The sequence below is a fragment of the Rhizobium sp. AQ_MP genome, from assembly GCF_014237835.1.
Lineage (GTDB): Bacteria > Pseudomonadota > Alphaproteobacteria > Rhizobiales > Rhizobiaceae > Allorhizobium.
In genome coordinates this window covers 14705-31017 of the sequence record NZ_JACJVI010000006.1, presented here as the reverse complement: position 1 = coordinate 31017, position 16313 = coordinate 14705, and the positions used below count along the sequence as shown (strand labels likewise).

At 60.9% G+C, this 16313-nt stretch carries 13 protein-coding genes; 8 read left to right on the top strand and 5 right to left on the bottom strand.

From position 1 onward, the window contains the following. Window positions 1-84 precede the first annotated feature (84 nt). The 6 genes from lptF to rsmA all read left to right on the top strand — a co-directional run bounded on the left by lptF (window position 85) and on the right by rsmA (window position 7612). On the top strand, window positions 85-1251 hold the full coding sequence (gene lptF / locus H6M51_RS11410) for an LPS export ABC transporter permease LptF (protein WP_185809978.1): 1167 nt from the start codon (window positions 85-87) through the stop codon (window positions 1249-1251). Between the two features lie 35 nt (window positions 1252-1286). Then, the gene (lptG, locus tag H6M51_RS11405) at window positions 1287-2330 is read left to right on the top strand and encodes an LPS export ABC transporter permease LptG (protein WP_210314813.1); all 1044 of its coding nucleotides are present in this window, start codon (window positions 1287-1289) and stop codon (window positions 2328-2330) included. Further along, the gene (locus tag H6M51_RS11400) at window positions 2330-4666 is read left to right on the top strand and encodes an LPS-assembly protein LptD (protein ID WP_348644461.1); all 2337 of its coding nucleotides are present in this window, start codon (window positions 2330-2332) and stop codon (window positions 4664-4666) included. The genes lptG and H6M51_RS11400 overlap by 1 nt, the downstream gene beginning before the upstream one ends. A gap of 127 nt (window positions 4667-4793) precedes the next feature. Beyond that, entirely contained in the window at window positions 4794-5744 is a 951-nt protein-coding gene (locus tag H6M51_RS11395) for a peptidylprolyl isomerase (RefSeq protein ID WP_185809976.1), read from the top strand. An 18-nt stretch (window positions 5745-5762) separates the two neighbouring features. Further along, on the top strand, window positions 5763-6785 hold the full coding sequence (gene pdxA / locus H6M51_RS11390) for a 4-hydroxythreonine-4-phosphate dehydrogenase PdxA (RefSeq protein ID WP_185809975.1): 1023 nt from the start codon (window positions 5763-5765) through the stop codon (window positions 6783-6785). After that, window positions 6785-7612: a 16S rRNA (adenine(1518)-N(6)/adenine(1519)-N(6))-dimethyltransferase RsmA gene (gene rsmA / locus H6M51_RS11385; protein WP_185810090.1), complete on the top strand. Its 828-nt coding sequence runs from the start codon at window positions 6785-6787 to the stop codon at window positions 7610-7612. The genes pdxA and rsmA overlap by 1 nt, the downstream gene beginning before the upstream one ends. 17 nt (window positions 7613-7629) lie before the next feature. Here rsmA and H6M51_RS11380 read toward each other — a convergent pair whose 3' ends face one another. Further along, the gene (locus tag H6M51_RS11380; RefSeq protein ID WP_185809974.1) at window positions 7630-9819 is read right to left on the bottom strand and encodes a methyl-accepting chemotaxis protein; all 2190 of its coding nucleotides are present in this window, start codon (window positions 9817-9819) and stop codon (window positions 7630-7632) included. 136 nt (window positions 9820-9955) lie between these two features. Beyond that, on the bottom strand, window positions 9956-10873 hold the full coding sequence (locus H6M51_RS11375) for a LysR family transcriptional regulator (RefSeq protein WP_185809973.1): 918 nt from the start codon (window positions 10871-10873) through the stop codon (window positions 9956-9958). 154 nt (window positions 10874-11027) lie between these two features. Here H6M51_RS11375 and H6M51_RS11370 point away from each other — a divergent pair, with 154 nt between their 5' ends. Together H6M51_RS11370 and betC are read left to right on the top strand one after the other, a co-directional pair. Beyond that, complete coding sequence (locus H6M51_RS11370) at window positions 11028-11930, top strand: choline ABC transporter substrate-binding protein (protein WP_407073577.1); 903 nt, start codon at window positions 11028-11030, stop codon at window positions 11928-11930. A 42-nt stretch (window positions 11931-11972) separates the two neighbouring features. Then, window positions 11973-13460: a choline-sulfatase gene (gene betC / locus H6M51_RS11365; RefSeq protein WP_210314812.1), complete on the top strand. Its 1488-nt coding sequence runs from the start codon at window positions 11973-11975 to the stop codon at window positions 13458-13460. Between the two features lie 63 nt (window positions 13461-13523). Here betC and gmk read toward each other — a convergent pair whose 3' ends face one another. The 3 genes from gmk to mltG are packed head-to-tail and all read right to left on the bottom strand — an operon-like array spanning window position 13524 to window position 16308. Further along, on the bottom strand, window positions 13524-14171 hold the full coding sequence (gene gmk, locus H6M51_RS11360) for a guanylate kinase (protein ID WP_185809970.1): 648 nt from the start codon (window positions 14169-14171) through the stop codon (window positions 13524-13526). Window positions 14172-14173: 2 nt separating this feature from the next. Then, a complete protein-coding gene (locus H6M51_RS11355) occupies window positions 14174-15064 on the bottom strand; it encodes a YicC/YloC family endoribonuclease (RefSeq protein WP_185809969.1) in 891 nt (296 codons plus the stop codon). Between the two features lie 20 nt (window positions 15065-15084). Continuing rightward, on the bottom strand, window positions 15085-16308 hold the full coding sequence (gene mltG, locus H6M51_RS11350) for an endolytic transglycosylase MltG (RefSeq protein WP_185810089.1): 1224 nt from the start codon (window positions 16306-16308) through the stop codon (window positions 15085-15087). Between the last annotated feature and the right edge of the window lie 5 nt (window positions 16309-16313).

Here is a 16313-nt window from a genome sequence, read left to right as displayed (position 1 = left end):
GACGGTCGCCAAATCGCCGCAAGCATCGTAGAGAAAGCCAATCCTCGGCGCGGTGTCTGCGTGTCGCGCCAGCAAGGGAACCCTATGAAGATACTCGAACAATACATTCTGCGACGGGTCGTCCTGATGTTCCTCACGGCGCTTGTGCCGGTGCTGGCGATCATCTGGACCACGCAGGTGTTGCGGCGCATCAACCTGGTCACGGATAGCGGCCAGTCGGTGGGATCCTTCATGTTGCTGGCAACGATGATCCTCCCGACGATCATCTCAACCGTACTGCCCTTCGCCCTCGTCATCGGCATCACCCACACGCTGACGACGATGAACAACGATTCGGAGCTTGCGGTGATCGATGCCGCCGGCGCGCCGCGGCGGACGATCCAGCGCCCGCTTCTGATGCTGGCCGGTGGTTTGAGCATATTCTCGTTCGTCATGATCGGCTTCGTCGAACCGGCGATGCGTGTCAATGTCCGCACCATGATCGCCACCGCCTATGCCGACCTGCTCTCCTCCGTGATCGAAGAAAAGACCTTTCGACAGATCGAGCCGGGACTTTTCGTGCAGATTTCGGAGCGGCAGGCCGGTCGTCAGATGAAGGGGCTTCTGGTGGCTGATTCTCGCGATCCGTCGTCCGAGCTCATCTATTACGCGCGTGAGGGCGCAGTGGAGGAAACTGGCAAGGCGCTCATCATGCAGGACGGAGAAGTCCAGCGGAAGGCGCCGAATGGAGACGTGACGGTCATCCGCTTCGACAGATACGCCTTCGACCTCTCCGATCTGTCAGAAGAGCGCGGTGAGGCGCGCTACGGCGCCAAGGACCGTGATATCCTCTACCTTGCGGACCCTGATCCGCTGGATGAGCGCTACGTCAGCAACCCAAACGACTTCTCGGCAGAATTGCATCGGCGGATCACCGCCTCCTTCTTCCCTCTGGTGTTTGCCCTCATCAGCCTGATGATGTGCGGCGACGCCCGCTCCCATCGCGAGGCAAGACTCCATCCGATGGCATCAGCATTGATCATGGCGCTGACGGTGTTCTGGGGCTCGAACTATGTGACCTCGCTTGCGGAAACCTCTACGGCGTTCGTGCCTTTGCAGTATCTGGTTCCGCTGGCAAGCGGCGGGGCAGCGACCTTCATGCTCGCGACAAACCGCAGCCCACGGCTTCCCAAGGCAGTATCCGCGCTCTTGAACAAAGCCGTTGCCATGACTCAGAGGCGGCTTGGCCAGAATGCGGGAGGCACCGCGTGATCTGGACCCTCGGCCTTTACTTTTTCCGCCGCTATATGATGACGACGCTCTGGTTTTTCCTCGGCGTCATCTCGATCACCTATCTGATCGATTTCACAGAAACATCCGGCCGCTTTGACAATCTCCCGGGTTACTCCGTGACGGGCGTCCTCTACCTCACGGCGCTCCGCCTTCCGCTCATCCTGCAGCAAACGGTTCCGTTCATCGGTCTTTTCGTCGGCATGGCAACGCTGATCGCGCTCAATCGCAAGTCCGAGCTCGTCGTGGCTCGCGCGGCGGGCATCTCGGTCTGGCAATTCATGGCGCCGTTCCTGATCGGCGCGACACTGATTGGCCTTCTCACGACGCTCGTCATCAACCCGCTGGCAGCCTGGGGAGAGCGCCAAGGGACCGAGATCGAAACACGGTGGCGTGAGGCTGCAGGCAGCGCAAAACCGGCCCCGATCCCGTGGCTTCGCCAATCAAGTGGAGATACCGATGTTGCTCTGGGCGCGCGGTCTGTCCTGGAGGACGGGACCCTGCTCGTAGATGCGGTCTTGCTGCACTTCGACAAGGAGGGCCGCATCATCCTGCGTCAGGATGCGCGCACAGCTACCTTGAAAGATGGTTACTGGAAGCTTACCGACGTTCTTGAGACGCGTCCCGGCGAGATCCAGAGCCGCCTTGCCGAAGCACGGGTCGCGACCAATCTCAACGAGGAATTCGTTCAGCAGCGGCTGGCCAGACCTGAAAGCGTTGCTTTTTATGATCTTTTTCAGAAAATTGAAGTCGCGCGGTCGTTTGGAATAGCTCCTTACGCTCTGGAAACCCAGTTCCATTCGCTGCTTTCGATGCCATTCCTGATGGTTGCAATGACGCTGATTGCGGCAACCGTGTCGCTGAAATTCAGCCGTATCAACCAATCGAGAACGGTGATTCTGGGTGGAATATTGTCAGGCTTCGTGCTTTATGTTGTCTCTGTGCTCGTCAGGGCATTCGGAAGCAGCGGCGTCATGCCGCCGTATGTTGCGGCCTGGGTCCCAGTTGTCGTAGCGATGGCATTGGGGGCAACGATTCTGCTTCACAAGGAGGATGGTTAGTGGCGGTAAAAGACCGCGGGAATATCAGGAGGCTCTCAGTAGCCCTGCTGACCAGTGTCGCTGTGTGCGCGATGGCGCCCACCGCGCCTCTCGTGCATGCGCAGAGCCTGTCCGACTCCGCGTCGGCTGCAGGCACCGTCCCTGATGACGCAAAGCTGCTTCTTGCAGCCAATGAACTCGTTTATGACCGTGATGCCGAGCGCGTTGTCGCGAATGGCGCGGTACAGATCAATTATGCCGGCTACCAGATGGTCGCCCGTCAGGTCGTCTACGACCAGAAAACGGGCCGCGTGACCGCAGCCGGCAATATCGAACTCGTCGAACCGACCGGCAACCGCATCTATGCGGATTCGCTGGACGTGACGAACAAGTTCTCGGACGGCTTCCTGCAATCGCTCCGCCTTGAGACAACCGACAATACACGTCTCGTCGCAGAAACCGCCGAACGGGTTGGCGGCAACCAGATGATCCTGCACAAGGGCGTCTACACGGCCTGCCTTCCTTGCGCTGAAAACCCCTCTCGGCCTCCTCTTTGGCAGGTGAAGGCCGAACGCGTGGTTCAGGACGGCACGAAGCACACTGTTCGTCTCGAACGCGCACGCTTCGAACTGTTCGGCAAGTCTCTGGTGACGCTGCCGTTCATCGTCGTGCCGGACAACACCGTAAAGCGCAAGACGGGCTTCTTGTTCCCCAGATTCCGCTCGGGTCAAAATGTCGGCTTCGGCATTTCTGTGCCCTACTACATCGCAATTGCCCCGGACCGTGATGCCACGGTGACCGCGACAGGCTTCACGGCGCAGGGCGTGCTGCTTGAAGCCGAAATCCGCCAGCGCTTTGAAAAAGGCCAGGCGAACCTCCGCTTCGCCGGCATCAGTCAAATGAACACAGACCGGTTCACCGCCGGCACCAGTGACGCCTCGCGCGAGTTGCGCGGCCTCGTGGCGTCGAAAGGCGAGTTCCAGATCAATCCACGCTGGACATTCGGCTGGGATGTGATGGTGCAGAGCGACAACAATTTCGCACGCACCTACGGTGTCGAAGGTTTGAATGCCGCAACCCACACCAATGTCGCTTACCTCACCGGGATTGGCGAGCGTAACTTCTTCGACATGCGCGGCTATTATTTCGACGTGCAGGACGCCGATGTAAACGATACGTCGGAAAAGAAGCAGGCCACCGTTCTGCCGGTGATCGACTACAGCTATTATGCTCCCGAACTCGTTGCCGGCGGGCAGTTGTCCGGCACGTTGAACTTCACGTCCTTATCGCGCTTCTCCAGCGAGTTTGCCGACCTCAACGGCGATGGTTCGTTCGATGTCTATCGCGGTCTCAAGGGGCATATGGGCCGTCTGTCCAGCGAACTGGAGTGGCAGCGCACCTTCGACGGTCCCGGTGGTGTGCAGATCACACCGCTGCTGGCCGCTCGCGGTGATGTCTATGGTCTCGCGATGAACGCGCCCGGCAACTATACGGGCGGCTACACGTCAAATGACCTCCCAACTCGAGGCATGCTAACGGCCGGGATTGAGGCGCGGTATCCATGGCTGATCACCACAGCCAACAGCTCTCACATCATTGAACCGATCGCGCAGATTTACGCCCGCAACAACGAAAGCTATCCGGGTCAGCTTCCGAACGAAGACGCCCAAAGCCTGGTGTTTGATGCGAGCAACCTGTTCTCGCGCAATAAATTTTCGGGCTTCGATCGTGTCGAGGGTGGCACGCGTGCGAACGTTGGCATGCGCTACACCGGCAGCTTCGATAACGGCGTCGGTGTTAGAGCGGTCATTGGCCAATCCTACCATCTGGCCGGTCTGAACTCGTATGCGACCCAGGATTTGCTCGCCGTCGGTACGCGATCCGGTCTGGAGACCGACGTTTCTGACTATGTCGCGTCGGCCGGGTTCGATCTGCCGATGGGCTTGTCGGTCAGTGCCGGTGTTCGTCTGGATGAGAAATCGCTCGATATTCGCCGAACCGACGTCAATGCGACATATTCTCAGGACAGGTTCACGACCAGTGTCACCTTCTCGCAGGTCGATGCCCGTCCGGAATACTCGTACCGTACCGACAATCAGACAATCGCCACGTCATCCACCGTGAAGGTCACCGAGAACTGGTCCGTGTTCGGTTCGCTGAACTATGACATCGACGCAAACAAGTTCAACCGCCGCAGCGTGGGACTATCCTATGCGGACGAGTGCACAGTGTTCACGATCAGCTACTCGGACAAATATGATCCGAACGCCCAGACAGCAAACGACTGGACAATCGGCGGAAGACTGGTGTTCCGCACGCTCGGAGAGATCAACGTGAGGGACACCGCGATCCGGTGAGTTCGCGTCGCTGCGCGACAGGTCATTGTTTTGCCGCATGGATTGTGCAATCCGTGCGGCAGTTCTAAAATCTATGCGAAGAGTTATGTCCGCAGCGATGAGTTCCGCTCCGGAGAAAGGATGACAGATGGCCATTGCGAAGAAGGGCACCGGTCTGCTGCTTGCCGGCGTCATCGCGCTGTCCTTAAGCGTAAGCCCCACTCCGATCTTCATGCCGACGCTGGCTCAGGCCGCGACTTCCGTGGTCGCCGTCGTTAACAAGACCGCCATTACCACTGGAGATGTCAGCCGGCGCGTTGCATTCCTCAAGCTGCAGCGGCGAACCGGCAATCTGCAGAAGATCGCGAAGGAAGAGCTGGTCAATGAAGCGCTGAAGCGTGAAGAGATCGCACGTGTCGGAATGTCCGTCAGCACGGCTGACGTCGACGCCTCATTCGAGCGGTTTGCCTCATCAAACAAGCTCTCGATTGCGCAGCTCAACTCCGTGCTCGACCAGGCCGGCGTGGGTGCCGCGCATTTCAAGGCTTTCATCGCCGTGTCCATGAGCTGGCCACGTCTCGTGAACGCCCGTTATGGTGCAGGTTCTCGTGGGCGTTTGTCGAACGAGGATCTCGTCACCCGTCTTCTCGAGAACAAGCAAAAGCCGATCACGACCGAGTACTTCCTGAAGCAGGTCATCTTTGTCGTGCCTGCGTCGAAGAAGGGCACTGTCGGGAAGCGCAAGGCTGAGGCCGAGAAGTCGCGTGCTTCTTTCCCCGGCTGCGATCAGGCGATGGAATTCGCGAAGAATTATCTCGACGTGTCCATCCGCAATCTCGGCCGTGTTCTTGAGCCGGAAATGCCGCCGGAATGGAAGCCGCTGGTCGAAAAGGCAAAGGGCGGGACCACGGCAACCCGCGTGACCGAGCGCGGCGTTGAGTATCTCGCGATCTGCAACCAGCGCCAGGTGTCGGACGACGTCGCGGCAGAAGTCGTGTTTCGTGCCGAGGACATCGGCAAGGAGCAGCAGGGTGAAAACCCGAATTCCGAGAAGTACCTCGAGGAACTGCGCTCCAAGGCCCAGATCGTAATGCAGTAAGCGGCGAAAGGCCGATCCATGACCAATGGCGTTCTTCCCCTGGCGCTCAGCCAGGGCGATCCTGCCGGGATCGGGCCGGACATTGCTTTGCAAGCCTGGCTTAATCGCCATGAACTCGGTCTCCCGCCTTTCCTTTACGTCGGTGATCCGTCCGTCCTGAAGGTGCGCGCCCGCCAGTTGGACATAGACCTCGACCTGGAGGAGACGGATGCGGCCTGCGCTGCAGACGTTTTCCCGCGTGCGCTGCCGGTTCTTGCCATTCCGACTGGCGTGGACGTCCTGGCAGGCAAGCCCCACGTGGCAAACGCCCGCGGCACGATTGCAGCCATCGAGACTGCCGTATCTTTGTGCCTCGTGGGTGCGGTGCGTGCGGTTGTTACCAACCCGATCGCCAAATCCGTGCTTTACGAAGCCGGCTTCGGCTTTCCCGGGCATACCGAGTTTCTCGCCGATCTGGCGGCGCGGGCAAAGGGCGGTTCCGTGATGCCGGTGATGATGCTCGCAGGGCCGAAGCTGAAGGCGGTTCCGGTGACCATCCATATCCCGCTCAAGGATGTCCCCGCTTCGCTCACGCAAGACCTGATCGTCGACACCTGCCGGATCGTCGCGAAGGATCTGGCGGAGCGGTTTGGAATGGCCTCGCCACGTCTGGCGGTTGCTGGCCTCAACCCGCATGCCGGCGAGAATGGTACCATCGGCCATGAGGACGACGACATCATCCATCCCGCGATCCGCAGGCTGCGTGACGAGGGCATCGATGCCTTCGGCCCCCTGCCCGCCGACACCATGTTCCACGACGACGCGCGCACTCGCTATGACGTTGCAATCTGCATGTATCACGACCAGGCGCTGATTCCGGCGAAAGCACTCGGTTTCGACGACAGCGTCAACGTGACGCTGGGTCTCCCGTTCATTCGCACCTCGCCCGACCACGGGACGGCCTTCGGTCTGGCGGGCAGCGGTTTTGCCAAGGAAACCAGCCTCGTTGCAGCCTTGCAGATGGCGGATTGCATGGCACGCGCCAGGGACGCGTCACGCTGATGGCCGCGCTCGATGGATTGCCGCCGCTGCGCGATGTGATTGCGCGCCATGGACTGGATGCCAAGAAGGCGCTCGGACAGAACTTCCTTCTCGACCTGAACCTCACCCAGAAGGTGGCCCGCAATGCAGGTTCCCTTCAAGGCGTGACGGTGATCGAAGTCGGGCCGGGTCCAGGCGGTCTTACGCGTGCAATCCTGGCACTTGGCGCGAAGAAGGTCATTGCGATCGAGCGTGATCCGCGTTGCCTGCCGGCCCTGCAGGAGATTGCCGACCATTATCCCGGTCGCCTTGAGGTGATCGAGGGTGATGCCCTGAAGACCGATTTCGAGAACTTGGCTCGTGGCGAGCCGGTCAAGATCATCGCGAACCTGCCCTACAATGTCGGCACGCAATTGCTGGTCAACTGGCTTCTGCCACGCCAATGGCCGCCCTTCTGGCAGTCTCTGACGCTGATGTTCCAGAAGGAAGTCGGGCAGCGCATCGTGGCGCGTGAGGACGACAATCACTATGGCCGGCTTGGGGTGCTCTGCGGCTGGCGGACGGAGGCGCATATGGCCTTCGACATTCCCCCGCAGGCCTTCACGCCGCCGCCCAAGGTCACCTCGACCGTGGTGCATCTCGTGCCAATCGAAAAGCCCCTGTCCTGTGATCCGGACAAGCTGGAAAAGGTCACCCAGACTGCCTTCGGCCAGCGTCGCAAGATGCTCCGGCAGAGCCTCAAGCCGATCGGCGGGGAAGCTTTGCTCGCCCGCGCCGAGATCGATCCTCAACGCCGGGCGGAAACGCTCAGCGTCGAGGAATTCTGTCGCATCGCCAATCTGCTCTGAGTGGCAGGCTCGGCGGGTCAGGCGGCCTCTCGGCCGCGCTGACGGTTCTCGTTCCCGGGCAGTTTGAACATGGCGATCTGGCCATTGAGCCGGTCTGCTTCGGTTGCCACACTCGATGTCGCAGCACTTGCTTCCTCGACCATCGCTGCGTTCTGCTGCGTCACCTGGTCCATCTGGCTGACAGCCTGACTGATCTCGTTGAGCGCAGCCGACTGCTCTTTCGCAGCTGCAACGATGGCCGCGACGCGCTCGTTGATCTTCATCACGTGGTCTTCGATGCCCCTGAGGGTCGTTCCGGTTTCGTTGACCAGTCGGACACCAGCTTCGACTTCCTGGGTCGATCGGTTGATCAGGGCCTTGATCTCACGCGCAGCATTGGCAGACCGCTGGGCAAGCTCTCGGACTTCCTGTGCAACGACAGCGAAGCCCTTGCCAGCTTCCCCAGCGCGGGCTGCCTCGACGCCGGCATTCAGCGCCAGAAGGTTGGTCTGGAAGGCGATTTCATCGATCACCGAGATGATCTGGCTGATCTGTCCGGAGGACTGTTCGATATGATGCATTGCCTTGACCGTATCCGATACGACGGCGCCGGACTTCTGGGCGGTCAGGCTCGCTTCGCGCACCAGATGGCCGGCTTCTTCCGCCCGTTGCGCCGAGCTCGTCATGGTCGCGGTGATCTGGGTTATCGAGGCCGCAGCTTCCTCCAGTGCCGCAGCCTGGCGCTCGGTGCGCCGGGCGAGATCGTCCGCCGCCAGCTGAAGCTCCTGGGAGCCGCCATGCAACTGTCCTGTACTCTGGCGGATGGTCGCCATCACGCCGCACAGCCGCTCCATCGAGCCGTTGAAACTCAGGCGCAGCGGATCGAGGGAGGGTGCGAAGGGTTTGGAAAGACGGTAGCCGATCTCACCGGAAGACAATGCATCCAGACCACTGGCCAGTTGTTCAACGGCGTAAGCGATCTCCGCGGCACGTTCCGCCCGTTCCCGCTCGGCTTCCAGTTCAGCCGCTCGCTTGATCCGCTCTGCTTCCTCCTGCTCCTGGCGTTCCCGGATCATGCGAGCCTTGGCAAGCGCGATGTATTCGGTGACGGCCCGACCCATTTGTCCGATCTCGTCCTTGCTCTCCGCGCGGATCATGTCGACTTCAACATTCCCGGCTGCGAGGTCGTTCATCGTCCTTGTCAGGCGACGCAGCGGCCGCACGACGGTCAGTGACAGAGAAATCGCAAAGAAACAGGCGAAGGTCAGGACGGTACCGGTGATCCCGGCGACGCGCAGCAGGTGTTCGTATTCATCCGCAGCCATGTTCTGGGCATCGACGACGATCGTTGCGAGTGTTTCGTTTTCGAGCTCTTTCAAGCGCTCGATTCGGCGCGCCGAACGCTCCAGCCATTCGCCGCTGTCGAACACACTGAGGTCGGCAGACAGGCCACCCACCATCATCTTCGAGCGGATATCCTCGACCGCCTCGGCATCCGGCGTGTGAAGAGAGTCGCGATAGTGCTCACGAACCTCGTCCGGCAAGAGTTCGAGATACTGGTCGATCAGTGACTTTTGCGAGCCGAACATGCCGAGGAAATCGAGATAGTGCGCCTCGTCGAACTTGCCCTCGGAAATGAAGGCGTGCCCCAAATTGCGCTCCTGCCCGGCGACTTCCTTGGCGTTCATCAGCAGGCTGTAGGCCATCATCTTGCCGACAACCCCTCGGGCGCCGACTGCGAGCGAGAACTCGCGCGAGACATTCATCAGACGGTGAACGAGATCAGTGTAGTAGACGAACGCCTCCGTGGGCGCCAAGGTCAGATTGTCTGTCGAGGCCCGGATCTGTGGAAGCTTTGCCAGCACCACCTCGAGCTCCTGTTCGTGGCGCATCAGAGTTGGGTCGCCCTCGGCCTTCATGTCGGCGAGAACCTGATCCATCTTGTCCAGGGCGGGCGCACCTGCTGTTCGGGCGGCCTGAAGTTCGGCGCCATGCTCCCGCCCCTTGGAAGCAAGCAGACCCACTGCTTCAGCCCGTTCCCCTTGGAGCGCATGCACCAGATCCCCGATGACACCCAGATCCGCGCTCACGACGTTCAGGTGGCGCGCGTGCTGGTAAGCAGCAAACGTCGTATTGATTTCGACATAGGCCAGGCCGGCCAGAGCCACGAGCGGTATGGCAAGCGCCATCGTGAGGCGCCAAGTCACTGAAACATCTGTCAGTCTCATCACGATCCCCAGCATTGCATTAGTATTCGCTAAGACGACACAACCATAGCGTCATCGAAATCATGCAATACAATGGTTAAACATTAGTCATTGTTGAATTGCGCAAATTGAACAATGCTGCGTTTTCTTCGCTGTTTCAGTGGGGTATTTGCTGGGCAGATGAACCAGAGGCCTCGTCGACCAACCAAGCGGCGAGCAATGACACGGCTTCGCTGCTGCTGCCGGGTACCAGCCAATAACCCCGCCCCTGGACTGAGACCATGTCGCCTGCCATGACCAGCAGGTTAGCGTCCAGCAGGTGGTCCACGATGCCCAGCCAGCCAAGGGCGACACCTTGCCCGGCCATGGCCGCCTGAACCACGAGCGCATAGGTGTTGAAACGAAGATCACCCGGACTGTCCTCCAGGCTTTCGCCCCGTTTCAGGCGCGACAGGTAGGCTGGCCAGTCGAGCCAGGGCGAGACCTGTTCGGCTTCGAGATGGATCAGGGGGCATTGCCGGATCGCCAGGCCCGGCGCGTCCGCGAGACTGCGTGCAAGCATGGGCGTGCACACTGGTACGACACGCTCAGGCATCAGCAGACGGGCATCCGGGCCAAACTCGCTGCCCGCCCCGAAAGCGACAGCGAGATCCGCATCCTCGCGCCAGTGATGACCGAGGCGCTGGCTTGCCACGATCTGCAAATCGATTTCCGGATGGTGCTGCCGAAAGGCATGCATGCGCGGAATGAGCCAGAGGCTTGAGAAGGCGTAATCTGTGGCGAGCCGCACGGTCGGCCTTCTGCGCGCCGCGCGCACACTGCGCTGCAGGGCATCTACCTCCGACACCGTTCTTTCCGCAATCGCGAGCAGCCGACGCCCTTCATCCGTATACCTGACACCCCTGTGCAGGCGATGCAGCAAGGGCTGACCAAACCGCTGCTCCAGAAGGCGGATCTGATAACTCACGGCCGGTTGGGTCAGGCCGAGGGCCTCTGCAGCGGCCGACAGGGAACCCTTTCGGTCGACCTCGACCAGCAATCGCATCCACCCGAGATCGACCAACGCCTCAGACATAAAAGGATTCTATGTGAAACATCAAAAATCTCCCGCTTCACAGGTCAATGGCGCATCTCTTGAATAAGAGTAACCAATATCACAACAAGAGGGAACCATCATGCGCAAGACACTCACGTCCAGCACACGCCTTTGCGGGCTCGCTGCTCTGGCAATGTTGTTGATCACGACCTCGGTGGCGGCCGCGGACGCCGACAGTTGCAAGGTCGTCCGATTGTCAGATCCTGGCTGGACCGACATCACTGCGACCAATGGTGTTGCATCGGTCGTTCTCGACGCGCTCGGCTATGAGCCGGACGTCAAGACGCTGTCGGTTCCGATCGGCTACCAGTCGATGAAGAATGGCGAGATCGACGTCTTCCTTGGCAACTGGATGCCCGCACAGCAGGCCTTCATCGACGACCTGAACGGCGCCAAGGCCATCGAGGTGATGGAAAAGAACCTTGAAGGCGCAAAGTTCACACTCGCCGTGCCGACGGCAACGGCTGCGAAGGGCATCAAGGATTTCGCCGATCTCGGGAAGAACCCGGACGAGTTCGACAGCAAGATCTACGGCATCGAGCCGGGCGCACCCGCAAACGCCAATATCCAGAAGATGATCGATGCTGGCGAGTTCGGCCTTAAGGGCTGGGAACTGGTCGAATCCGGCGAGCAGGCCATGCTGGCGCAGGTTGAGCGGGCAACGAAGGAAGGCAAGGGCGTGGTCTTCCTCGCCTGGGCGCCGCATCCGATGAACGAGGCATTCGACCTCACCTATCTCTCCGGCGGCGACGCCTATTTCGGCCCCAATTTCGGTGGTGCGGAGGTCTACACGCTGGCACGCACCGGCTGGAGCGCAAGCTGCCCGAACGCCGCGACGCTGTTCAAGCAGATGACCTTCGACGTCTCGATGGAAAACGTGCTGATGGGCGAAATCCTTGGCGGAAAGGACTCGAAAGAAGCAGCATCCGCCTGGCTGAAGGCGAACCCTTCTGTGCTCGACACATGGCTCAAGGGCGTTACCACTCTCGACGGCCAGCCGGGCGACGCGGCGGTCAAGTCCTCCCTCGGTCTGTAAGGTCAAAGACCCGTGACATCACGCCCGAATATCCTGATCCTGATGGTGGATCAGTTCAACGGGACCTTCTTTCCGGATGGTCCCGCCGACTTCCTGCATGCCCCGCATCTGAAAGCTCTGGCGCAGCGCTCCGTGCGCTTCGCCAACACCTACACGGCAAGCCCACTTTGCGCGCCGGCGCGCGCCTCGTTCATGTCCGGACAGCTGCCGAGCCGAACCCGCGTTTACGACAATGCCGCAGAATTCGCCTCGGATATCCCGACATTTGCGCATCACCTGCGGGCCGCCGGCTACCAGACCAGCCTCTCCGGCAAGATGCATTTCGTCGGACCCGATCAGCTGCATGGTTTCGAGGAGCGGCTGACCACGGACATCTATCCCGCCGATTTCGGATGGACTCCTGACTACCGCAAGCCGGGCGAGCGCATCGACTGGTGGTATCACAATCTCGGCTCTGTCACCGGTGCAGGCGTCGCTGAGATCACCAACCAGATGGAGTACGACGATGAGGTGGCCTACAACGCCACGCGCCGGCTCTACGACCTCTCACGCGGCCATGACCAGCGCCCCTGGTGCATGACGGTCAGCTTCACCCATCCGCATGACCCTTATGTCGCGCGGCGGAAATACTGGGATCTCTACGAGGGCTGCGAGGCCCTTCAGCCCAGCGTGCCTGCGATCCCTTATGACGAACAGGACCCTCATTCGCGCCGGCTGATGGATGCCTGCGATCATGTCGCCTTCGACATCACCGACGAGAACGTCGCGCGGGCGCGTCAGGGCTATTTCGCCAACATCTCCTATGTCGACGACAAGATCGGCGACATCCTGGACGTGCTTCACCGCACGAGAATGGCCGACAACACCGTCATCCTTTTCGTCTCCGACCATGGCGACATGCTCGGCGAGCGCGGCCTCTGGTTCAAGATGAACTTCTTCGAGGGCTCGGCACGGGTTCCGATGATGATGGCGGTCCCGGGTATCGAGGGACGTCTGGTAACGACGCCAGTCTCGACGCTCGACGTCACGCCAACGCTGGCCGGCCTTGCCGGCATCGACATCACGACCATTCTCGACTGGACCGATGGCGAGGATCTGATGCCGCTTGCAACGGGAAGAGGTGGCCGCGGGATCGTACCGATGGAATATGCCGCCGAGGGCACGGTCAGCCCGATGGTCGGGCTGCGTGACGCCCGTTACAAGCTGACACTTTGCGAAGCGGATCCGCCGATCCTCACCGATCTCGAAGCCGACCCTTACGAGCTCACCAATCTCGCTGAGGACCCGGCTGCGGCCGAGATCTTCGAAGCACTCAGCAAGGAAGCCTCAAGACGATGGGATCTCTCGCGCTTCGATGCCGCGGTCCGCGAGAGCCAGGCACGTCGCCACATCGTTTACACGGCGCTTCGCAACGGCGCCTATTTCCCCTGGGATTACCAGCCGCTGCAGAAGGCGTCCGAGCGCTACATGCGCAACCACATGGACCTCAACATCCTCGAGGAAAGCCAGCGCTTTCCGCGTGGCGAGTGAAAACGGAAAAGGGCGGCCGAGATAATCGCGCCGCCCTTTTTTCATTCCAGCCCATTCATCGCCTCAGGCAATCAGGCCCTCAACGAAATCGAAGAGACCGTGGCGACGGTCGCGGCGCAGGCGCTCGGCCTTGACGATCGACTGCACGGCATCGAAAGCCGAGTTCAGGTCGTCGTTGACGATGACATAGTCATATTCGCGCCAATGGGCGATCTCGGCGCGGGAATTGTTGAGGCGGGTCTGGATCACCTCTTCGGTGTCTTCCGCGCGACGGTGCAGACGGGACTGCAGTTCGGCCATGGTCGGCGGCAGGATGAAGATCGAGACGACGTCGGCCGACATCTTTTCCTGCAGCTGCTGGGCGCCCTGCCAGTCGATGTCGAAGAGCATGTCGCGGCCCTCGCCCATTGCCGTTTCTACGGCTTCACGGGGCGTGCCGTAGTAATTGCCGTGGACCTCAGCCCATTCGAGCAACGAGTCGCTGTCGCGCAGGCGCTCGAATTCGCGCTGGGAGACGAAGTGGTAATGCACTCCCTCGATCTCGCTCTGGCGGCGCGGGCGCGTTGTGACGCTGACCGAAAGGCTGATGTGCTGGTCGCGGTCCATCAGCGTCCGGGCGATCGTCGATTTGCCCGCACCGGAGGGAGAGGAAATGACCAGCATCAGGCCGCGCCTTGCGATCTTGACGGATTGGGGGGCGGCAGCGGCCATGACTACTCCAGATTTTGAACCTGTTCGCGGAACTGGTCGATGACGACCTTCAATTCGATGCCGGCGGCCGTGACCGCGACAGAATTCGATTTGGAACAGATAGTATTTGATTCTCGGTTAAATTCCTGCGCCAGGAAATCGAGCTTGCGACCGACCGGGCCACCTGCTGCCAGCAGTTCGCGGGCGGCCGTGACATGCGCCTTCAGCCGGTCGATCTCTTCGCGCAGATCGGCCTTCGTGGCGATCAGGGCGATTTCCTGATGGAGCCGGTCACGATCGAGTCCGCTGGTCGTATCCATCAGACTGGCAAGCTGGGCCTCCAGCCGTCGGGCAATCTCTTCGGGCGAGCGAGACGGGTCTGCCTCGATCTGCAAGGCGAGCTCCTCGATCTTGCCGATATGCTCCTCGAGGATACGGCGCAGGGCGCCACCCTCGATCGTGCGCATCTCGGCGAGCGCGAGAATGGCGCGCTCAAGACCAGCGAGAATGTCGGCGTCACGGGAGGCAATGGCATCGGCATCGTCGGTCGCCTCGCGCATGTCGACGAGCCCCCGGATTGACAGCAGCGTATCGAGGCGAAGGGGTGCCGGATCGAGAATCTCGGGGCCCAGTTCATCGCGCAGCGCCAGAACCGCAGCCAGGGCATCGCGGTTGAGGACCGCCTCGACGCGGTTTTCACTGACCGTAACGCTCAGGCCGATCTGCAGATTGCCGCGCGTCAGCCGTTCGCCGGCGAGCCGGCGGATATCGGTTTCCAGCGCCTCGTGACCCTGCGGCAGGCGGGTGCGCAGATCGAGCCCCTTGCCGTTGACCGAACGCAGTTCCCAGGCCCAGCGGTAACGACCGGACGAGCCCTCGACCCGGGCAAAGCCCGTCATGGATTGCAGTGTCATATCCCTGCCCCTCGCCAGTCTCAGTTGTTGGCCGTCGGATCGGCTTCCGGCTCGACATCCAACGTTGCCGGCGTCTGCTGGGCGCGTTCAGCCTCGATCTTACGCCAGCGGCGCACATTGGCGTTGTGCTCCTGCAAGGTGGCCGCAAACGCATGGCCACCGGTGCCGTCGGCGACGAAATAGAGGTCTTCCGTCTTCCACGGATGTGCGACAGCCTCGAGGGCGGCCCGGCCCGGATTGGCGATCGGTCCAGGCGGCAGTCCCTTGATCACGTAGGTGTTGTAGGGCGTTTCCTTCTTGATGTCCGATTGGAAGATCGGACGGTCGGCCGGTTTGCCGTCGCCGCCGAAGAGACCGTAGATGATGGTTGGGTCGGACTGCAGGCGCATGCCCTTGTTCAGACGGTTGATGAAGACGGAGGCGACATGGGCGCGCTCGTCGTCCTTGCCGGTTTCCTTCTCGACGATCGATGCCAGCGTGACGAATTCTTCCTTCGTCTTGACCGGGAGATCCGGATCACGCTTCTCCCAGATCTGGTCGATCAGGCGCTCCTGGGCGGCGCGCATCTGGGCGACGATCTCGGCGCGGTTGGTCCCACGGGTAAACTTGTAAGTGTCAGGGCGCAGGCTGCCTTCGGGCGGCAATTCGGCGGGCAGGTCACCTTCGAGCACGGGATCGTTGGCGAGACGCTGGAATATCTGCTTGACCGTCAGGCCTTCCGGCAGCGACACCGAGTAGAGGATCGACTTGCCGGATTCCAGCAGCGCCGTGATGTCCTTCATAGAAGCGCCGGCCTTGATCTCGTATTCGCCCGCCTTCAAAGTCTGACCTTCCTGGAGATAGGTGGTGGTCACGTAGCGGTAGATGCGTGCATCCGACACGATGCCATTGCGCTCGAGATTGTTGGCGATCTCGGCGAGGCCAGCGCCGCTGCGCACGACGAAATTGGTGTTTGCGGCCAGAGGACCCGGCTTCTGGTAGGCGTCCATCACATAAAAGAAGCCGGCCACAGCGACGACGCTGACGAAGACCACCATGGTCATCAGGAAATTCAGGAAAATGACCAGCTGGCTTCGCGCCTTGCGCGAACGGCGCGGCGGCTGCGGCACTCGTTCGGGACGCAGCGCCTCGTTGGGCGATTTCGGAATGAAGGGTCCCTTGCCCGGCTGGCTATCGGCATCGCGGCCGAAGGAGACACCGTTGTTCTGGCTACCGCCGTTCTGGCTGTTGTCGGTCACCGGCAATCCTT

Excerpts from the sequence above, each read along its gene's own strand:
- rsmA (WP_185810090.1), top strand. The coding sequence starts at position 6,785 with ATGGCCGCGCTCGATGGATTGCCGCCGCTGCGCGATGTGATTGCGCGC.
- gmk (WP_185809970.1), bottom strand. The coding sequence starts at position 14,171 with ATGGCCGCTGCCGCCCCCCAATCCGTCAAGATCGCAAGGCGCGGCCTG.
- lptF (WP_185809978.1), top strand. The coding sequence starts at position 85 with ATGAAGATACTCGAACAATACATTCTGCGACGGGTCGTCCTGATGTTC.
- H6M51_RS11355 (WP_185809969.1), bottom strand. The coding sequence starts at position 15,064 with ATGACACTGCAATCCATGACGGGCTTTGCCCGGGTCGAGGGCTCGTCC.
- H6M51_RS11395 (WP_185809976.1), top strand. The coding sequence starts at position 4,794 with ATGGCCATTGCGAAGAAGGGCACCGGTCTGCTGCTTGCCGGCGTCATC.
- betC (WP_210314812.1), top strand. The coding sequence starts at position 11,973 with ATGGTGGATCAGTTCAACGGGACCTTCTTTCCGGATGGTCCCGCCGAC.
- H6M51_RS11370 (WP_407073577.1), top strand. The coding sequence starts at position 11,028 with ATGTTGTTGATCACGACCTCGGTGGCGGCCGCGGACGCCGACAGTTGC.
- H6M51_RS11375 (WP_185809973.1), bottom strand. The coding sequence starts at position 10,873 with ATGTCTGAGGCGTTGGTCGATCTCGGGTGGATGCGATTGCTGGTCGAG.
- lptG (WP_210314813.1), top strand. The coding sequence starts at position 1,287 with ATGATGACGACGCTCTGGTTTTTCCTCGGCGTCATCTCGATCACCTAT.
- pdxA (WP_185809975.1), top strand. The coding sequence starts at position 5,763 with ATGACCAATGGCGTTCTTCCCCTGGCGCTCAGCCAGGGCGATCCTGCC.
- H6M51_RS11380 (WP_185809974.1), bottom strand. The coding sequence starts at position 9,819 with ATGAGACTGACAGATGTTTCAGTGACTTGGCGCCTCACGATGGCGCTT.